Annotated in this window: 9 protein-coding genes, 7 tRNA genes, 6 rRNA genes and 1 riboswitch; of the genes, 6 read left to right on the top strand and 16 right to left on the bottom strand. The window is 45.4% G+C overall.

Going from position 1 to position 19,266, the window contains the following annotated elements; genetic code table 11:
* Positions 1–159: 159 nt before the first annotated feature.
* The 5 genes from QNH48_RS03465 to QNH48_RS03445 all read left to right on the top strand — a co-directional run bounded on the left by QNH48_RS03465 (position 160) and on the right by QNH48_RS03445 (position 5,386).
* Complete coding sequence (locus tag QNH48_RS03465; RefSeq protein ID WP_283955670.1) at positions 160–672, top strand: M15 family metallopeptidase; 513 nt, start codon at positions 160–162, stop codon at positions 670–672.
* 206 nt (positions 673–878) lie between these two features.
* On the top strand, positions 879–2,075 hold the full coding sequence (locus tag QNH48_RS03460; RefSeq protein ID WP_283953771.1) for a class I SAM-dependent rRNA methyltransferase: 1,197 nt from the start codon (positions 879–881) through the stop codon (positions 2,073–2,075).
* Between the two features lie 179 nt (positions 2,076–2,254).
* Positions 2,255–2,436, top strand: a riboswitch (Lysine riboswitch).
* Between the two features lie 128 nt (positions 2,437–2,564).
* Entirely contained in the window at positions 2,565–3,443 is an 879-nt protein-coding gene (gene dapA, locus QNH48_RS03455) for a 4-hydroxy-tetrahydrodipicolinate synthase (protein ID WP_283955669.1), read from the top strand.
* 674 nt (positions 3,444–4,117) lie between these two features.
* Positions 4,118–4,597, top strand: a complete 480-nt coding sequence (locus QNH48_RS03450; protein ID WP_283953770.1) for a DUF2243 domain-containing protein — start codon at positions 4,118–4,120, stop codon at positions 4,595–4,597.
* Positions 4,598–5,386, top strand: a complete 789-nt coding sequence (locus QNH48_RS03445; protein WP_283953769.1) for a cytochrome c oxidase assembly protein — start codon at positions 4,598–4,600, stop codon at positions 5,384–5,386.
* 58 nt (positions 5,387–5,444) lie between these two features.
* On the opposite strand, the gene QNH48_RS03440 is transcribed toward QNH48_RS03445, so the two are convergent.
* Complete coding sequence (locus tag QNH48_RS03440; protein WP_283953768.1) at positions 5,445–6,263, bottom strand: sugar nucleotide-binding protein; 819 nt, start codon at positions 6,261–6,263, stop codon at positions 5,445–5,447.
* Between the two features lie 168 nt (positions 6,264–6,431).
* Between QNH48_RS03440 and QNH48_RS03435 the strand changes: the two genes are divergently transcribed.
* A complete protein-coding gene (locus QNH48_RS03435) occupies positions 6,432–6,620 on the top strand; it encodes a hypothetical protein (RefSeq protein WP_095250267.1) in 189 nt (62 codons plus the stop codon).
* 95 nt (positions 6,621–6,715) lie between these two features.
* Here QNH48_RS03435 and QNH48_RS03430 read toward each other — a convergent pair whose 3' ends face one another.
* From QNH48_RS03430 to QNH48_RS03360, 15 genes are all read right to left on the bottom strand, one after another.
* Positions 6,716–7,186 (bottom strand): SRPBCC family protein, encoded by a 471-nt coding sequence (locus QNH48_RS03430; RefSeq protein ID WP_283953767.1) that lies wholly within the window; start codon positions 7,184–7,186, stop codon positions 6,716–6,718.
* A gap of 27 nt (positions 7,187–7,213) precedes the next feature.
* Complete coding sequence (locus QNH48_RS03425; protein WP_283953766.1) at positions 7,214–8,077, bottom strand: nitroreductase family protein; 864 nt, start codon at positions 8,075–8,077, stop codon at positions 7,214–7,216.
* Between the two features lie 351 nt (positions 8,078–8,428).
* Positions 8,429–8,502: transfer RNA gene (locus QNH48_RS03420), tRNA-Ile, on the bottom strand.
* A 5-nt stretch (positions 8,503–8,507) separates the two neighbouring features.
* Positions 8,508–8,581 (bottom strand) — tRNA-Gly (locus QNH48_RS03415).
* Positions 8,582–8,589: 8 nt separating this feature from the next.
* Positions 8,590–8,664: transfer RNA gene (locus QNH48_RS03410), tRNA-Gln, on the bottom strand.
* Between the two features lie 17 nt (positions 8,665–8,681).
* Positions 8,682–8,757, bottom strand: a tRNA-His gene (locus QNH48_RS03405).
* Between the two features lie 47 nt (positions 8,758–8,804).
* Positions 8,805–8,881, bottom strand: a tRNA-Met gene (locus tag QNH48_RS03400).
* A 72-nt stretch (positions 8,882–8,953) separates the two neighbouring features.
* Positions 8,954–9,029: transfer RNA gene (locus QNH48_RS03395), tRNA-Val, on the bottom strand.
* A 64-nt stretch (positions 9,030–9,093) separates the two neighbouring features.
* Positions 9,094–9,168, bottom strand: a tRNA-Glu gene (locus QNH48_RS03390).
* Positions 9,169–9,206: 38 nt separating this feature from the next.
* Positions 9,207–9,322: ribosomal RNA gene (gene rrf / locus QNH48_RS03385) — 5S ribosomal RNA — on the bottom strand.
* Positions 9,323–9,399: 77 nt separating this feature from the next.
* Positions 9,400–12,336 (bottom strand): 23S ribosomal RNA (locus tag QNH48_RS03380).
* Between the two features lie 193 nt (positions 12,337–12,529).
* A 16S ribosomal RNA gene (locus QNH48_RS03375) occupies positions 12,530–14,079 on the bottom strand.
* Positions 14,080–14,365: 286 nt separating this feature from the next.
* Positions 14,366–14,481 (bottom strand): 5S ribosomal RNA (gene rrf, locus QNH48_RS03370).
* Positions 14,482–14,559: 78 nt separating this feature from the next.
* Positions 14,560–17,496 (bottom strand): 23S ribosomal RNA (locus QNH48_RS03365).
* A 193-nt stretch (positions 17,497–17,689) separates the two neighbouring features.
* Positions 17,690–19,239 (bottom strand): 16S ribosomal RNA (locus tag QNH48_RS03360).
* The 16S, 23S and 5S rRNA genes sit together here with 7 tRNA genes alongside, the layout of an rRNA operon.
* Between the last annotated feature and the right edge of the window lie 27 nt (positions 19,240–19,266).

Here is a 19,266-nt window from a genome sequence, read left to right as displayed (position 1 = left end):
CAAATAGAAGGAAATGAAGTAATTGAAACATTGGGTCCTTTATTATCGTCTTAGATGTTGAAAAGATTTTTAGGTAAGAAAGGAAATGCGATTTTGAAACTTAACGGGCGAGGGAAACTATTACTCACATTATTTATTGTTATTATTATTTATTTCATTATGAAAAATCCTTTAGGACTTAACTTGCTTAATAGATTAACGATGGAATCTGCGGATTTTCCGACTGAACTCCATCCTATCGTGAAGGACCGGAGCAATCAATTAATCCAGCAATCTGCCCAAAAAGGGATTGTGATCTTAATTACGGATGACTTCCGCAGTGCGGAGGATCAGGACCGACTATACGAACAAGGCCGGACAGCAGAGGGAAATATCGTAACGCATGCTAGGGGAGGAGAATCCTTTCATAATTTTGGGCTTGCCATCGACTTTGCCATAAAAACCCCTTCTGAAAATGTCATTTGGGATATGCAATACGACGGAAATCAGAATGGAAAATCAGATTGGGACGAAGTAGTGGAAATGGCAAAAGCTCTTGGCTTTGAATGGGGCGGTGACTGGGCTCAATTTAAAGATTATCCCCACTTACAAATGAACTTTGGGTTAACACTTGCTGACTTACAGAACGGAAAGAGACCTGAAGAGTCATCTTTAACAGTGGACACCCACTAATTGGAGAAGCATTCCTCTCTTTTGAAAATAATTGTGCTATAGTAAATCAAGATCCAGATGCTTTCTGGATTTTTTTTATGTGTCCCCCTCTCCTGAAATACGCACCACTAGTAGTAAAGCGTGTTATGATTGATGGATTGTGATTGATTTTACAAATATATGTTTACAATGCTAATAATGATAACTACAAGAGATAGGATGAAAACATGAAAACAAAAGTTGGTTTAAAGGTGAAATCAAAGTTCGTTACTAAATATAAAAACGGCTACCCGCTTATTACAAAGGAAACCATTCTAAATTCTACTGCTCTTGATGAAGAAGGGTGCACCATAAAGCTAGTTGATGAACAGAATAATTTTATTGCCAAAGGCTATTATGGAAAACAAAATAAAGGTCTCGGCTGGGTGCTTAGCAACAATGAAAAAGAACAGTTTGATCATCGTTTTTTTGAAAAGACCCTAAAGGCTGCCTTTGATAGAAGAGAGCATTTTTTTCAGGGCTCTGAAACTACAGCCTTTCGAGTGTTTAACGGCGAAGGCGATGGAATTGGCGGTTTAACGATTGATTATTTCGATGGTTATTACGTCATTACCTGGTACAGTAAAGGCATCTATCACTTTCGGGAGTTTATCATAGATTCATTGAAGAATTTGGTGGAGTATAAAGCGATTTATCAGAAAAAGCGGTTCGATGAAAGTGGTAAGTACATTGAAGAAGATGACTTTGTCGCTGGCGAACGAGGAGAGTTTCCCATTATCGTGAAAGAAAATGGCGTCAATATTGCGGTTTATTTGAATGAAAGTGCCATGGTCGGTGTTTTCTTAGATCAAAAGGATGTAAGAAAAACATTACGAGATGTCTATTCAAAAGGAAAAAGAGTATTAAATACGTTCTCCTATACGGGTGTGTTTTCAGTGTTCGCCGCTTTAGGCGGAGCGACGAAAACGACCAGTGTTGACCTCGCAAATCGAAGCAAAAGTAAAACGATTGAGCAATTTAAAGTGAATGGAATTGATGCAGAAACTCAAGATATCATCGTAGAGGATGTATTCAAATACTTCAAATATGCAGTGAAAAAGGGTTTGCTGTTTGATGTCGTGATCCTTGATCCTCCGAGCTTTGCAAGATCAAAGAAGTTTGTCTTCAGCGCCGAAAAGGATTATAAAAACCTATTAAAAGAAGCTATTTCCATCACAGAGGATAATGGAATCATCCTCGCATCAACCAATGCCAGCTCCTTTGGCATGGATAAATTTAAAGGATTCATCGATACCGCCTTTAAGGAATCAAAAAAACGCTATAAACTAATGGAAGAATTTTCACTCCCTGAAGACTTCAGAACCAATAAACACTATCCAGAATCCGACTACCTAAAAGTAGTCTTCATAAAAAAACTTAAATAATAGTCTTCCTTTTGGTATAAAACTGTCCTCCTGAGGTGGACAGTGTCCACGGGCGGTGCCTGTCACCGTGACTTTGTCACGGTGACAGGCACTCATCTTGGGCAACCCTCTTGAACCATAATGATTTTTCTGTTATATTTACTTGTAATTAAATATTTTCTTACTTCATTACCTTTTGAAGTGAGGATAGAGGCGCAAAGACCATTAGTACGCAGTTCCGAGGATGATGAGGTCCTAAGACGATTGTGGAAAGGGGAATTTGCCGAAGTGGATGGAATCTCATTTTTCTAGACCGCTGGTTCTGCTATTGAAGAAATACAGAACTGTCATATAGGAGACTATATGGAGGGCTATCTTACGCAAAGGAACGTTTCTTTATTATGTTTCTACTGCAGCAGCGAGCCTTCGTTGTTGCTTTTTTGCGTTAACTTTTGACTGACCTCAAGCCACCTCTAATTTTCAAAAAAAATGATATAAAGGGTGAATATGATGAATTTTGGCCAAGTGTTAACAGCTATGGTGACGCCATTTGATCAGCATGGTGAGGTTGATTTTAACGCAGCGAGAACATTAGTAAATTATTTAATAGACAATGGTTCTGATGGATTAGTCGTTTCAGGTACAACTGGAGAATCACCTACATTAACTACAGAAGAAAAAGTTGAATTATTTAAATTGACTGTTGAAACTGCCGCAGGCAGAGTGCCTGTCATTGCTGGAACTGGATCCAATAACACAAGTGCTTCTATCAGCTTAACAAAGCTGGCTGAAGAAGCAGGTGTGGATGGCATTATGCTCGTTGCACCCTATTATAATAAGCCTTCACAGGAAGGAATGTTTCAGCACTTTAAAGCCATTGCCGAAACCACTTCCTTACCAGTAATGCTTTATAACATTCCGGGGCGCAGTGTCGTCAATATTTCGGTAGAGACAGTTGTCAGACTCTCAGAAATTAGTAATATCGTGGCGATAAAAGAAGCTAGCGGAAATCTAGATGCAATGGCAGAAATTATTAGCCTTACTTCAGATGATTTTACCTTGTACAGCGGTGATGATGGATTAACCTTACCTGTCCTATCCATAGGCGGTGCTGGAGTTGTTTCTGTTGCCTCGCATATTATTGGGAATGAAATGCAAGAAATGATCAACCAATTCAAAAATGGACGTGTTCAAGAAGCTGCCGTTTCACATCGCAGACTTCTTCCAATTATGAAAGCATTATTTGCGGCGCCAAATCCAACACCCGTAAAAGCCGCTCTAAATATGCAAGGTGTCCAAGTTGGAGATGTCCGCCTGCCAATGGTTCCTTTAAATGATGAAGAAAAAAGTGTACTCCAAAAGGTCCTGCCTGCTAGGTCTTTGGTTTAATGTAAATACAAAGCTGCCTGTCCCTCAATCGGGGCAGGCTCTCTTTTTTTCTTAAGCTCTGTTAAAGATAGATGTTGATTTTTCTTACGGTAATCCTTATGAAGGACTAAACTCAAAGAGTAATCTTCTGATTAGTCTTCATCATGCTTATGAAGGACTAATCTCATTGGGAACTCTCCTGATTTGTCTTTCATCATGCTTATGAAGGACTAATCTCATTGGGAACTCTCCTGATTTGTCCTTCATCACGCTTATGAAGGACTAATCTCATTGGGAACTCTCCTGATTTGTCCTTCATCACGCTTATGAAGGACTAATCTCATTGGGAACTCCCCTGATTTGTCCTTCATCATGCTTATGAAGGACTAATCTCATTGGGAGCTCTCCTGATTTGTCTTTCATCACGCTTATGAAGGACTAATCTCATTGGGAACTCTCCTGATTTGTCTTTCATCATGCTTATGAAGGACTAATCTCATTGGGAGCTCTCCTGATTTGTCTTTCATCGACCATTTATACCATTGTACTAAAAATCAACAATGAAATTTAACAAAGCTTTTTCTTAAATATCCATAAAAGATACATTTCTCATTTGCTTCCCTTTGACTGTTTGGATTTAATCCAGACAGGATACACTATTTGGTAGGTAAAAAGTGGAATAGGGAGAGAACTTAATGACAACAAGTCATGACGCACGATTAAATTATTTAGGACGTAATCTATTGTCGGGGTGCTTACTAGGCCTTGGTTTTGTTGCTTTTATTGATGAGGCAGTTTTCCACCAGATACTGCACTGGCACCATTTCTATGACAAGTCTACACCTGATATTGGTCTCGTTTCGGATGGACTCTTTCATGCCTTTAGTTGGTTTTCAACAATAGCGGGGGCATTTCTTGTCTCTGATCTTCGACGAAGAAAGGCCTGGTGGCCAAAAAGATGGCTTGGAGGATTTCTATTTGGAGGGGGTGCGTTCCAATTATACGATGGAACCATCCAGCACAAATTAATGCGAATCCATCAGATTCGTTATAATGTGGAGATTGCTCCATATGACTGGGTATGGAATATCATTGCTGCCCTAATTCTGATTGCTGGGTTAATTCTTATTTTCCGAACAGGACGGGAATCAAAAATGCTGGAAGGGACTATTTAAATGGAACATAACCATGTCCATCATGGCAGTGGGCCATCTTTCGAAATTTCCCTGGCTCTCCCCTTTGTCCTGGCAGTTCTAATTTATATTCTACTTGCATTGGTCTCAAACCGTCGGCATAAACGCTGGCCTTTCTATCGATACTTATACTGGATTTTTGGAGTTCTTTCAGCTTCCATTGCACTAATAGGCCCCATTGCTAATCTCGCTCATGAAAACTTCACGATGCATATGGTCGGTCATTTATTCCTTGGAATGCTTGCTCCGCTCTTATTAGTCCATGCTGCTCCAATGACTCTTCTGATGCGTACTTTAAGTGTTGGATCTGCAAGAAGACTATCACGCGTATTAAAAAGTTTACCAGTAAGCATTTATTGCCATCCAGTTGTGGCTTCCATCCTCAATATCGGAGGATTATGGGTGTTGTATACTACAGAGCTATACTCTCTTATGCAGGACAACCTCCTTCTGCATATAGTCGTACATACACACGTATTCCTAGCAGGATATCTCTATACACTATCCATCCTCTATATTGACCCTGCGCCCCACCGATATAGTTATATTTTTCGCGCTGTCATGTTAATCCTGTCATTAGCTGCCCATGGAATCCTTTCGAAGTACATTTATGCTCATCCACCTGTTGGTGTACCGAGCGAACAGGCTGAAACGGGTGGAATGATCATGTATTACGGCGGCGACATGGTAGAACTCGTCCTGATTTTTCTGTTTTGCCAACAATGGTATAAGGCTGCACGTCCACGGACAGTTGTATCCATCACTCAATGAAAATAGTGTTTTATGCGAAAGAACCTGTATTGAATAATCATCAATACAGGTTTTACGTTTATCCCAGCAGGTAAGAAATAATATCTTTATTTGTAGATTGAAGGGATTCTGGTATATCATTACGGGTTGATTGTAATTCAAAATAAAACGTTTTGTCGCTGTCCAGATAATGGTTAGATTTCAATAAATCCAATCCACTTCCTAACTTTGTTAAAATATATTCGTAAAATTGGCTTTGTGTCATGGAATCAACTGAACCTAAATGAAATATACCTTTAAGCTTATTTTCAATAATAAACCGGAGCTGTCTTGCTAACTGTACATCTAAAAGATTATTACAGAAGAGATTACTATAGGCCTCGATCACTTTAGTATCTTTTATACTTTCAATGATCATATTCCATCTAGGTGAATCCTTCCCCCATATTGCAGGAATACGGATAATATGGAATCTCTCCTCTAGAATTTCTGCTAGCATATTCTCACATTCAATTTTAAACTTCCCATAATCAGATTCTGCAATCGGGACATCTGTTTCGATATGTGGTTTTGAAAAGTCTCCATCAAATACATTTGTTGTAGAAAAAAAGTAATGACTACTTGTAGTATTTCGTAGTTCCTCCGCCAATTCTCTATGAAACTTGAGCTGTTGACCGAACTCTCCTCTAAGACAAGAAATCACTATGTCAGGTTTAATGGATCGCAGGATATCCCTCATCTCATGGGTTTGGTGAACTTCCAGTTGGATCTGTTTATCAGGAGGGAGCTTAGTTTGTGTAGAAGCGTACGTACCGTATAGGTCATATACTTCTTTAAATTCCTCGATTATGGCCCTTCCAACCAAACCGCTTGCACCCAAAATAAGTAACTTTTTCATACATAACCTCCATCTCTATTAATAAATTTCAGCCAGTTTGTCTATCATGGTAATTAAAGAAGGATGGAAATTTGGCAGAACCCTTCCCCCAATTACCTCATGTCCTGCATAAGTTCAGCTATATGTAAATATGATTAAAATAAGTATCCTAAAAGAGGAGTTGTTTGTATGCAAATCTTTAATAAAATCGCTCTATTCTTTGTTGTTTTATACTCAGTCATTATTATCTTAAATACTTATTTAGGAGAAACGGAACGAGTACAATCTAATGTTATTTACTTTTTAATGAATGGGTTTGCATATATTGTTTCAGCAATGGAAATGGAAAAAAGAAAAGTCGAACTATCTAAGATATAAAATGTTCAAATTTCTATAATATTAATTTTAATTAAACGTTTGATTAGTACTGTTTTGTCTCAATATAATCCCTATATACCAAGGGTTCAACTCATTTAATCAAACGTTTGATTAGTTTTTATTTCAGCTATTTTCTTTAATTCTGTTGCACGCATAGCAATAAATCTTTTCATGTATTTTTCTAGAAACAATTTGTCAATTAAGACTCCGATGGGACCGAAACGTGACTTATATTGAAAATGATCAATCATTGTTGTCCCCTCTTCTTCATTAACAAACTGATGGATATGGATGAAGGACTTGAATGCCCCTTTTACCATTACATCCACGAAACTATGAGGCTTTTCCATAAAGATTACTCTTGAGGTTAACCTTTGCTTAATACCAAAGTGCACAGCCTCCCAAGTTACACTATCCCCTTCCTCCAACAGTCCCTTTGTTACACCCCCAATAGCCCTTTCCTTTGTTTTCAAGGTAGTTTGCGTATGAACATTGACATCTCTGGCAAGGTTAAAACAAACCTCAAGTGGAGCTTTGATAAACTGTTTATGCTCGATTACAGGCATTCTACTTACTCCATTCTTACTTTCATTTTAAAGGATTTCCCAGCTGGCAATATACTGCGTTTGCTCATTTGGGAGAAGCAGGTCCGGTTTTGCTACACTCCAACGTCCTTTTAAATCTAATTCCTTACAAGCTGTTTCAAATTGACACATGGCAATTCCCAAATCCAAAAGCTGCATATCATATCCTAATTTTGCGCTATAATTCGGTGTATGCTCAATGTAAAAATGACAAAACTTTCGATTATTAGTTAATAAAAGTCTCCATGGCTGTTTATTGGATGCAGATGGTCCAAGCCTAACCATCTCGATAGGGACTTCAAGTAATCCCGCTTTTTGTTTATCCAATGGAACCTCGAAAGTTGAATCATAAAATATCTTATCCCAAGGCTTTTTATTATCCGCCTTTACAACGTATCGGAGTGCCTTATCAAAAACCCGTTGTTTTTGATTTGGATAGCCGATTGGTGTTATACAGGGAATAAATTCTCCTTCCCCGAGCTGAATTTCTTGTTCAAACGAATCTCGGTTGAATGTCCCTCCCATCCAGCAAGTACCGATTTCTAATTCAGTTAACAAGATAACTAATTTTTGAAAGGTGTAAGCAAATTCTACAAGTGAGTATTTAATATTTTCTGTTACTCCAACTAAATATGCCTGTGGATTTTTTATAAATCCATATGTACCTAACTTAATGCCCTTATCGCTTACATTATTGTTTACTTGAATCAACTTAATACAGCCTTTACTTCCAAAAGGTCCTACTAAGTTGTCTTCATTATTTATGTAATCATGAATTATTTTTAAATGAGAATCTTTTATGTTTAGTGTATCAAACGTTCTTATAGACTGCCGTTTCTTCATGGTTTCAATGGTTGATTGATTATCATTCATCTTGAACCTCCTTACTTACTCGGATATAACATAAGACTTCTATTAGTTACCACTTCTGCGATTCTTTCTCGATTCCGGTCACTTATAGCCCCTATTAGTTACCACTTTTTCGATTTTACATTGCTTTCGGTAACTAAAAACCTCTATTAGTTACCACTTCCACGGCTTTTTCTAGATTCCGGTCACTTATAGCCTCTATATTACGAAAAGAGCCTATTATAAAAAAACTTGGCTTCCATCCTTATTGTAACCACACATAATAGAAAATCATAGAAGAAGGTATCATCCCTTTGCAATAAACGAAAAAAAGAGTGATCACTATAAATAGTAATCACTCTTTTAAAATATTTATGGGCCTAAATGGACTCGAACCATCGACCTCACGCTTATCAGGCGTGCGCTCTAACCAGCTGAGCTATAGGCCCTTAAATGGAGCGGGTGATGAGAATCGAACTCACAACATCAGCTTGGAAGGCTGAGGTTTTACCACTAAACTACACCCGCAAATAAAGTGGCTGGGCTAGCTGGATTTGAACCAACGCATGTCGCAGTCAAAGTGCGATGCCTTACCGCTTGGCTATAGCCCAATATTAAAAATATAAAATGGGGCGACTGATGGGAATCGAACCCACGAATGCCTGAACCACAATCAGGTGCGTTAACCACTTCGCCACAACCGCCAAAATAATATAGTTGAGGTTTGACAATTTAAACCTTGAAATTTAATTGGTTGCGGGGACAGGATTTGAACCTGCGACCTTCGGGTTATGAGCCCGACGAGCTACCAGACTGCTCCACCCCGCGACAATATAAGTTAAAGATTATTCCTTTTTTCGTGAAATATTGAAGGTTATTTTCACTATCGTGAAAGAACTTTGGTGGAGGATGACGGGATCGAACCGCCGACCCTCTGCTTGTAAGGCAGATGCTCTCCCAGCTGAGCTAATCCTCCATATAATGGTATGTTATTTTCGCTATCGCGATGGAAAGTTATTTTCTCTAACGAGAAAAAACTTTGGTGACCCCTACGGGATTCGAACCCGTGTTACCTCCGTGAAAGGGAGGTGTCTTAACCACTTGACCAAGGGGCCAAATCAAAAATCGAAATAATAAAAGCCCATAAGGGCTTGCCTGGCAACGTCCTACTCTCACAGGGACAAAGTCCCAACTACCATCGGCGCTGAGAAGCTTAACTTCCGTGTTCGGTATGGGAACGGGTGTGACCTTCTCGCCATTGCTGCCAGACTATAATGTTTGAGGTTTCATTCCCTCAAAACTAGATAATGCAGAAGAAGTTTGTAAAACGAGTTCGCCTTTAAAAATTGGTTAAGTCCTCGAACGATTAGTATCAGTCAGCTCCACATGTTACCACGCTTCCACCTCTGACCTATCAACCTGATCATCTTTCAGGGTTCTTACTAGCTTGACGCTATGGGAAATCTCATCTTGAGGGGGGCTTCATGCTTAGATGCTTTCAGCACTTATCCCGTCCGCACATAGCTACCCAGCGATGCCTTTGGCAAGACAACTGGTACACCAGCGGTGCGTCCATCCCGGTCCTCTCGTACTAAGGACAGCTCCTCTCAAATTTCCTGCGCCCACGACGGATAGGGACCGAACTGTCTCACGACGTTCTGAACCCAGCTCGCGTACCGCTTTAATGGGCGAACAGCCCAACCCTTGGGACCGACTACAGCCCCAGGATGCGATGAGCCGACATCGAGGTGCCAAACCTCCCCGTCGATGTGGACTCTTGGGGGAGATAAGCCTGTTATCCCCGGGGTAGCTTTTATCCGTTGAGCGATGGCCCTTCCATGCGGAACCACCGGATCACTAAGCCCGACTTTCGTCCCTGCTCGACTTGTAGGTCTCGCAGTCAAGCTCCCTTGTGCCTTTACACTCTGCGAATGATTTCCAACCATTCTGAGGGAACCTTTGGGCGCCTCCGTTACTCTTTAGGAGGCGACCGCCCCAGTCAAACTGCCCACCTGACACTGTCTCCCACCCCGATAAGGGGTGCGGGTTAGAATTTCAATACAGCCAGGGTAGTATCCCACCGACGCCTCCACCGAAGCTAGCGCTCCGGTTTCTCAGGCTCCTACCTATCCTGTACAAGCTGTACCAAAATTCAATATCAGGCTACAGTAAAGCTCCACGGGGTCTTTCCGTCCTGTCGCGGGTAACCTGCATCTTCACAGGTACTATAATTTCACCGAGTCTCTCGTTGAGACAGTGCCCAGATCGTTACGCCTTTCGTGCGGGTCGGAACTTACCCGACAAGGAATTTCGCTACCTTAGGACCGTTATAGTTACGGCCGCCGTTTACTGGGGCTTCGATTCAGAGCTTCGCTTGCGCTAACCCCTCCTCTTAACCTTCCAGCACCGGGCAGGCGTCAGCCCCTATACTTCGCCTTGCGGCTTCGCAGAGACCTGTGTTTTTGCTAAACAGTCGCCTGGGCCTATTCACTGCGGCTCTTCGAGGCTATTCACCTCAAAAAGCACCCCTTCTCCCGAAGTTACGGGGTCATTTTGCCGAGTTCCTTAACGAGAGTTCTCTCGCACACCTTAGGATTCTCTCCTCGCCTACCTGTGTCGGTTTGCGGTACGGGCACCTTTTATCTCGCTAGAGGCTTTTCTTGGCAGTGTGGAATCAGGAACTTCGGTACTATATTTCCCTCGCCATCACAGCTCAGCCTTTACGGTAAGCGGATTTTCCTGCTTACCAGCCTAACTGCTTGGACGCGCATATCCAACAGCGCGCTTACCCTATCCTCCTGCGTCCCCCCATCACTCAAACGATAAAGAGGTGGTACAGGAATATCAACCTGTTGTCCATCGCCTACGCCTTTCGGCCTCGGCTTAGGTCCCGACTAACCCTGAGAGGACGAGCCTTCCTCAGGAAACCTTAGGCATACGGTGGACGGGATTCTCACCCGTCTTTCGCTACTCATACCGGCATTCTCACTTCTAAGCGCTCCACCAGTCCTTACGGTCTAGCTTCAACGCCCTTAGAACGCTCTCCTACCACTGACATCGTAGATGTCAATCCACAGCTTCGGTGTTACGTTTAGCCCCGGTACATTTTCGGCGCAGAGTCACTCGACCAGTGAGCTATTACGCACTCTTTAAATGGTGGCTGCTTCTAAGCCAACATCCTGGTTGTCTAAGCAACTCCACATCCTTTTCCACTTAACGTAAACTTTGGGACCTTAGCTGGTGGTCTGGGCTGTTTCCCTTTTGACTACGGATCTTATCACTCGCAGTCTGACTCCCACGGATAAGTCTTTGGCATTCGGAGTTTGTCTGAATTCGGTAACCCGATGAGGGCCCCTAGTCCAAACAGTGCTCTACCTCCAAGACTCTTACAACGTGAGGCTAGCCCTAAAGCTATTTCGGAGAGAACCAGCTATCTCCAAGTTCGATTGGAATTTCTCCGCTACCCACACCTCATCCCCGCACTTTTCAACGTGCGTGGGTTCGGGCCTCCATCCAGTGTTACCTGGACTTCACCCTGGACATGGGTAGATCACCTGGTTTCGGGTCTACGACCACATACTAAAATCGCCCTATTCAGACTCGCTTTCGCTGCGGCTCCGTCTCTTCAACTTAACCTTGCATGTAATCGTAACTCGCCGGTTCATTCTACAAAAGGCACGCTATCACCCATTAACGGGCTCTAACTACTTGTAGGCACACGGTTTCAGGATCTATTTCACTCCCCTTCCGGGGTGCTTTTCACCTTTCCCTCACGGTACTGGTTCACTATCGGTCACTAGGGAGTATTTAGCCTTGGGAGATGGTCCTCCCAGCTTCCGACCGGATTTCTCGTGTCCGGCCGTACTCAGGATCCACTCAGGAGGGAACGAAGTTTCAACTACAGGGTTTTTACCTTCTATGACGGGCCTTTCCAGACCGCTTCATCTACCCCGTTCCTTTGTAACTCCATGTTGAGTGTCCTACAACCCCAAGAGGCAAGCCTCTTGGTTTGGGCTATGTCCCGTTTCGCTCGCCGCTACTCAGGGAATCGCGTTTGCTTTCTCTTCCTCCGGGTACTTAGATGTTTCAGTTCCCCGGGTCTGCCTTCAATACCCTATGTATTCAGGTAAAGATACTGCTCCATTACGAGCAGTGGGTTCCCCCATTCGGAAATCTCCGGATCAAAGCTTACTTACAGCTCCCCGAAGCATATCGGTGTTAGTCCCGTCCTTCATCGGCTCCTAGTGCCAAGGCATCCACCGTGCGCCCTTTCTAACTTAACCTAAAAGGTTATACTCTTCTTATTTAATAAGAGAGAAAAACTAAAGTGGCAAATCTCGGTTTTACTTTGACTTCTTCTTACGATTATCTAGTTTTCAAGGAACAAATGTTTCGAGAGAAAATTGCACTCTCAAAACTAAACAAACAAGTAACAGTCAACTTTTTATCAGTCCACAAGGACTGCATTATCCTTAGAAAGGAGGTGATCCAGCCGCACCTTCCGATACGGCTACCTTGTTACGACTTCACCCCAATCATCTGTCCCACCTTAGGCGGCTGGCTCCTTACGGTTACCCCACCGACTTCGGGTGTTACAAACTCTCGTGGTGTGACGGGCGGTGTGTACAAGGCCCGGGAACGTATTCACCGCGGCATGCTGATCCGCGATTACTAGCGATTCCGGCTTCATGTAGGCGAGTTGCAGCCTACAATCCGAACTGAGAATGGTTTTATGGGATTGGCTAAACCTCGCGGTCTTGCAGCCCTTTGTACCATCCATTGTAGCACGTGTGTAGCCCAGGTCATAAGGGGCATGATGATTTGACGTCATCCCCACCTTCCTCCGGTTTGTCACCGGCAGTCTCCTTAGAGTGCCCAACTGAATGCTGGCAACTAAGAACAAGGGTTGCGCTCGTTGCGGGACTTAACCCAACATCTCACGACACGAGCTGACGACAACCATGCACCACCTGTCACTCTGTTCCCCGAAGGGAAACGTCCTATCTCTAGGAGTGTCAGAGGATGTCAAGACCTGGTAAGGTTCTTCGCGTTGCTTCGAATTAAACCACATGCTCCACCGCTTGTGCGGGCCCCCGTCAATTCCTTTGAGTTTCAGCCTTGCGGCCGTACTCCCCAGGCGGAGTGCTTAATGCGTTAGCTGCAGCACTAAAGGGCGGAAACCCTCTAACACTTAGCACTCATCGTTTACGGCGTGGACTACCAGGGTATCTAATCCTGTTTGCTCCCCACGCTTTCGCGCCTCAGCGTCAGTTACAGACCAGAAAGCCGCCTTCGCCACTGGTGTTCCTCCACATCTCTACGCATTTCACCGCTACACGTGGAATTCCGCTTTCCTCTTCTGTACTCAAGTCCCCCAGTTTCCAATGACCCTCCACGGTTGAGCCGTGGGCTTTCACATCAGACTTAAAGGACCGCCTGCGCGCGCTTTACGCCCAATAATTCCGGACAACGCTTGCCACCTACGTATTACCGCGGCTGCTGGCACGTAGTTAGCCGTGGCTTTCTGGTTAGGTACCGTCAAGGTACCGGCAGTTACTCCGATACTTGTTCTTCCCTAACAACAGAGCTTTACGACCCGAAGGCCTTCATCGCTCACGCGGCGTTGCTCCGTCAGACTTTCGTCCATTGCGGAAGATTCCCTACTGCTGCCTCCCGTAGGAGTCTGGGCCGTGTCTCAGTCCCAGTGTGGCCGATCACCCTCTCAGGTCGGCTACGCATCGTCGCCTTGGTGAGCCGTTACCTCACCAACTAGCTAATGCGCCGCGGGCCCATCTGTAAGTGTCAGCGTAAACCGACTTTCAGCTTTTCCTCATGAAAGGAAAAGGATTATCCGGTATTAGCTCCGGTTTCCCGAAGTTATCCCAGTCTTACAGGCAGGTTGCCCACGTGTTACTCACCCGTCCGCCGCTAACCAAGAGGTGCAAGCACCTCAAGATTCGCTCGACTTGCATGTATTAGGCACGCCGCCAGCGTTCGTCCTGAGCCAGGATCAAACTCTCCAAGAAAGTTGATATAGCTCATTTTGTTACGTTGGCTTAGCTTTTCTAAAAAGCTAAAAAATTGTTTGTTGACGTTCTTGTTTGTTTAGTTTTCAAAGAGCAATTATTTACAACGACAAAAACCATCATATCATGCTAGTTCATTAGTGTCAACATAAAATCTCATTAAAGTTTTTTTGTTGAAGCCCTTCACGAAGCAGCTTTTCAATAATAACACCGTTGGTGTATTAATGCAATATAAAGTTTTCATTCTTTTCTCTACTTAAGAGAAATAAAAGACTAAAAGTCTTTCGCCTGGCAACGTCCTACTCTCACAGGGACAAAGTCCCAACTACCATCGGCGCTGAGAAGCTTAACTTCCGTGTTCGGTATGGGAACGGGTGTGACCTTCTCGCCATTGCTGCCAGACTATAATGTTTGAGGTTTCATTCCCTCAAAACTAGATAATTTCAGAAGAAGTTTGTAAAACGAGTTCGCTTTTAAAAATTGGTTAAGTCCTCGAACGATTAGTATCAGTCAGCTCCACATGTTACCACGCTTCCACCTCTGACCTATCAACCTGATCATCTTTCAGGGTTCTTACTAGCTTGACGCTATGGGAAATCTCATCTTGAGGGGGGCTTCATGCTTAGATGCTTTCAGCACTTATCCCGTCCGCACATAGCTACCCAGCGATGCCTTTGGCAAGACAACTGGTACACCAGCGGTGCGTCCATCCCGGTCCTCTCGTACTAAGGACAGCTCCTCTCAAATTTCCTGCGCCCACGACGGATAGGGACCGAACTGTCTCACGACGTTCTGAACCCAGCTCGCGTACCGCTTTAATGGGCGAACAGCCCAACCCTTGGGACCGACTACAGCCCCAGGATGCGATGAGCCGACATCGAGGTGCCAAACCTCCCCGTCGATGTGGACTCTTGGGGGAGATAAGCCTGTTATCCCCGGGGTAGCTTTTATCCGTTGAGCGATGGCCCTTCCATGCGGAACCACCGGATCACTAAGCCCGACTTTCGTCCCTGCTCGACTTGTAGGTCTCGCAGTCAAGCTCCCTTGTGCCTTTACACTCTGCGAATGATTTCCAACCATTCTGAGGGAACCTTTGGGCGCCTCCGTTACTCTTTAGGAGGCGACCGCCCCAGTCAAACTGCCCACCTGACACTGTCTCCCACCCCGATAAGGGGTGCGGGTTAGAATTTCAATACAGCCAGGGTAGTATCCCACCGACGCCTCCACCGAAGCTAGCGCTCCGGTTTCTCAGGCTCCTACCTATCCTGTACAAGCTGTACCAAAATTCAATATCAGGCTACAGTAAAGCTCCACGGGGTCTTTCCGTCCTGTCGCGGGTAACCTGCATCTTCACAGGTACTATAATTTCACCGAGTCTCTCGTTGAGACAGTGCCCAGATCGTTACGCCTTTCGTGCGGGTCGGAACTTACCCGACAAGGAATTTCGCTACCTTAGGACCGTTATAGTTACGGCCGCCGTTTACTGGGGCTTCGATTCAGAGCTTCGCTTGCGCTAACCCCTCCTCTTAACCTTCCAGCACCGGGCAGGCGTCAGCCCCTATACTTCGCCTTGCGGCTTCGCAGAGACCTGTGTTTTTGCTAAACAGTCGCCTGGGCCTATTCACTGCGGCTCTTCGAGGCTATTCACCTCAAAAAGCACCCCTTCTCCCGAAGTTACGGGGTCATTTTGCCGAGTTCCTTAACGAGAGTTCTCTCGCACACCTTAGGATTCTCTCCTCGCCTACCTGTGTCGGTTTGCGGTACGGGCACCTTTTATCTCGCTAGAGGCTTTTCTTGGCAGTGTGGAATCAGGAACTTCGGTACTATATTTCCCTCGCCATCACAGCTCAGCCTTTACGGTAAGCGGATTTTCCTGCTTACCAGCCTAACTGCTTGGACGCGCATATCCAACAGCGCGCTTACCCTATCCTCCTGCGTCCCCCCATCACTCAAACGATAAAGAGGTGGTACAGGAATATCAACCTGTTGTCCATCGCCTACGCCTTTCGGCCTCGGCTTAGGTCCCGACTAACCCTGAGAGGACGAGCCTTCCTCAGGAAACCTTAGGCATACGGTGGACGGGATTCTCACCCGTCTTTCGCTACTCATACCGGCATTCTCACTTCTAAGCGCTCCACCAGTCCTTACGGTCTAGCTTCAACGCCCTTAGAACGCTCTCCTACCACTGACATCGTAGATGTCAATCCACAGCTTCGGTGTTACGTTTAGCCCCGGTACATTTTCGGCGCAGAGTCACTCGACCAGTGAGCTATTACGCACTCTTTAAATGGTGGCTGCTTCTAAGCCAACATCCTGGTTGTCTAAGCAACTCCACATCCTTTTCCACTTAACGTAAACTTTGGGACCTTAGCTGGTGGTCTGGGCTGTTTCCCTTTTGACTACGGATCTTATCACTCGCAGTCTGACTCCCACGGATAAGTCTTTGGCATTCGGAGTTTGTCTGAATTCGGTAACCCGATGAGGGCCCCTAGTCCAAACAGTGCTCTACCTCCAAGACTCTTACAACGTGAGGCTAGCCCTAAAGCTATTTCGGAGAGAACCAGCTATCTCCAAGTTCGATTGGAATTTCTCCGCTACCCACACCTCATCCCCGCACTTTTCAACGTGCGTGGGTTCGGGCCTCCATCCAGTGTTACCTGGACTTCACCCTGGACATGGGTAGATCACCTGGTTTCGGGTCTACGACCACATACTAAAATCGCCCTATTCAGACTCGCTTTCGCTGCGGCTCCGTCTCTTCAACTTAACCTTGCATGTAATCGTAACTCGCCGGTTCATTCTACAAAAGGCACGCTATCACCCATTAACGGGCTCTAACTACTTGTAGGCACACGGTTTCAGGATCTATTTCACTCCCCTTCCGGGGTGCTTTTCACCTTTCCCTCACGGTACTGGTTCACTATCGGTCACTAGGGAGTATTTAGCCTTGGGAGATGGTCCTCCCAGCTTCCGACCGGATTTCTCGTGTCCGGCCGTACTCAGGATCCACTCAGGAGGGAACGAAGTTTCAACTACAGGGTTTTTACCTTCTATGACGGGCCTTTCCAGACCGCTTCATCTACCCCGTTCCTTTGTAACTCCATGTTGAGTGTCCTACAACCCCAAGAGGCAAGCCTCTTGGTTTGGGCTATGTCCCGTTTCGCTCGCCGCTACTCAGGGAATCGCGTTTGCTTTCTCTTCCTCCGGGTACTTAGATGTTTCAGTTCCCCGGGTCTGCCTTCAATACCCTATGTATTCAGGTAAAGATACTGCTCCATTACGAGCAGTGGGTTCCCCCATTCGGAAATCTCCGGATCAAAGCTTACTTACAGCTCCCCGAAGCATATCGGTGTTAGTCCCGTCCTTCATCGGCTCCTAGTGCCAAGGCATCCACCGTGCGCCCTTTCTAACTTAACCTAAAAGGTTATACTCTTCTTATTTAATAAGAGAGAAAAACTAAAGTGGCAAATCTCGGTTTTACTTTGACTTCTTCTTACGATTATCTAGTTTTCAAGGAACAAATGTTTCGAGAGAAAATTGCACTCTCAAAACTAAACAAACAAGTAACAGTCAACTTTTTATCAGTCCACAAGGACTGCATTATCCTTAGAAAGGAGGTGATCCAGCCGCACCTTCCGATACGGCTACCTTGTTACGACTTCACCCCAATCATCTGTCCCACCTTAGGCGGCTGGCTCCTTACGGTTACCCCACCGACTTCGGGTGTTACAAACTCTCGTGGTGTGACGGGCGGTGTGTACAAGGCCCGGGAACGTATTCACCGCGGCATGCTGATCCGCGATTACTAGCGATTCCGGCTTCATGTAGGCGAGTTGCAGCCTACAATCCGAACTGAGAATGGTTTTATGGGATTGGCTAAACCTCGCGGTCTTGCAGCCCTTTGTACCATCCATTGTAGCACGTGTGTAGCCCAGGTCATAAGGGGCATGATGATTTGACGTCATCCCCACCTTCCTCCGGTTTGTCACCGGCAGTCTCCTTAGAGTGCCCAACTGAATGCTGGCAACTAAGAACAAGGGTTGCGCTCGTTGCGGGACTTAACCCAACATCTCACGACACGAGCTGACGACAACCATGCACCACCTGTCACTCTGTTCCCCGAAGGGAAACGTCCTATCTCTAGGAGTGTCAGAGGATGTCAAGACCTGGTAAGGTTCTTCGCGTTGCTTCGAATTAAACCACATGCTCCACCGCTTGTGCGGGCCCCCGTCAATTCCTTTGAGTTTCAGCCTTGCGGCCGTACTCCCCAGGCGGAGTGCTTAATGCGTTAGCTGCAGCACTAAAGGGCGGAAACCCTCTAACACTTAGCACTCATCGTTTACGGCGTGGACTACCAGGGTATCTAATCCTGTTTGCTCCCCACGCTTTCGCGCCTCAGCGTCAGTTACAGACCAGAAAGCCGCCTTCGCCACTGGTGTTCCTCCACATCTCTACGCATTTCACCGCTACACGTGGAATTCCGCTTTCCTCTTCTGTACTCAAGTCCCCCAGTTTCCAATGACCCTCCACGGTTGAGCCGTGGGCTTTCACATCAGACTTAAAGGACCGCCTGCGCGCGCTTTACGCCCAATAATTCCGGACAACGCTTGCCACCTACGTATTACCGCGGCTGCTGGCACGTAGTTAGCCGTGGCTTTCTGGTTAGGTACCGTCAAGGTACCGGCAGTTACTCCGATACTTGTTCTTCCCTAACAACAGAGCTTTACGACCCGAAGGCCTTCATCGCTCACGCGGCGTTGCTCCGTCAGACTTTCGTCCATTGCGGAAGATTCCCTACTGCTGCCTCCCGTAGGAGTCTGGGCCGTGTCTCAGTCCCAGTGTGGCCGATCACCCTCTCAGGTCGGCTACGCATCGTCGCCTTGGTGAGCCGTTACCTCACCAACTAGCTAATGCGCCGCGGGCCCATCTGTAAGTGTCAGCGTAAACCGACTTTCAGCTTTTCCTCATGAAAGGAAAAGGATTATCCGGTATTAGCTCCGGTTTCCCGAAGTTATCCCAGTCTTACAGGCAGGTTGCCCACGTGTTACTCACCCGTCCGCCGCTAACCAAGAGGTGCAAGCACCTCAAGATTCGCTCGACTTGCATGTATTAGGCACGCCGCCAGCGTTCGTCCTGAGCCAGGATCAAACTCTCCAAGAAAGTTGATATAGCTCATTTTGTTACGTT

Source organism: Neobacillus sp. YX16 (assembly GCF_030123505.1).
Taxonomy (GTDB): Bacteria; Bacillota; Bacilli; order Bacillales; family Cytobacillaceae; genus Neobacillus.
Note: the sequence above shows the minus strand (reverse complement) of the source record. Positions and strands in the feature narration are given on the sequence as shown.

Bases quoted from the DNA above. Each gene is read 5' to 3' on its own strand.
- QNH48_RS03465 (WP_283955670.1), top strand. From the start codon at position 160: ATGAAAAATCCTTTAGGACTTAACTTGCTTAATAGATTAACGATGGAA.
- QNH48_RS03460 (WP_283953771.1), top strand. From the start codon at position 879: ATGAAAACAAAAGTTGGTTTAAAGGTGAAATCAAAGTTCGTTACTAAA.
- dapA (WP_283955669.1), top strand. From the start codon at position 2,565: ATGAATTTTGGCCAAGTGTTAACAGCTATGGTGACGCCATTTGATCAG.
- QNH48_RS03450 (WP_283953770.1), top strand. From the start codon at position 4,118: ATGACAACAAGTCATGACGCACGATTAAATTATTTAGGACGTAATCTA.
- QNH48_RS03445 (WP_283953769.1), top strand. From the start codon at position 4,598: ATGGAACATAACCATGTCCATCATGGCAGTGGGCCATCTTTCGAAATT.
- QNH48_RS03440 (WP_283953768.1), bottom strand. From the start codon at position 6,263: ATGAAAAAGTTACTTATTTTGGGTGCAAGCGGTTTGGTTGGAAGGGCC.
- QNH48_RS03435 (WP_095250267.1), top strand. From the start codon at position 6,432: ATGCAAATCTTTAATAAAATCGCTCTATTCTTTGTTGTTTTATACTCA.
- QNH48_RS03430 (WP_283953767.1), bottom strand. From the start codon at position 7,186: ATGCCTGTAATCGAGCATAAACAGTTTATCAAAGCTCCACTTGAGGTT.
- QNH48_RS03425 (WP_283953766.1), bottom strand. From the start codon at position 8,077: ATGAATGATAATCAATCAACCATTGAAACCATGAAGAAACGGCAGTCT.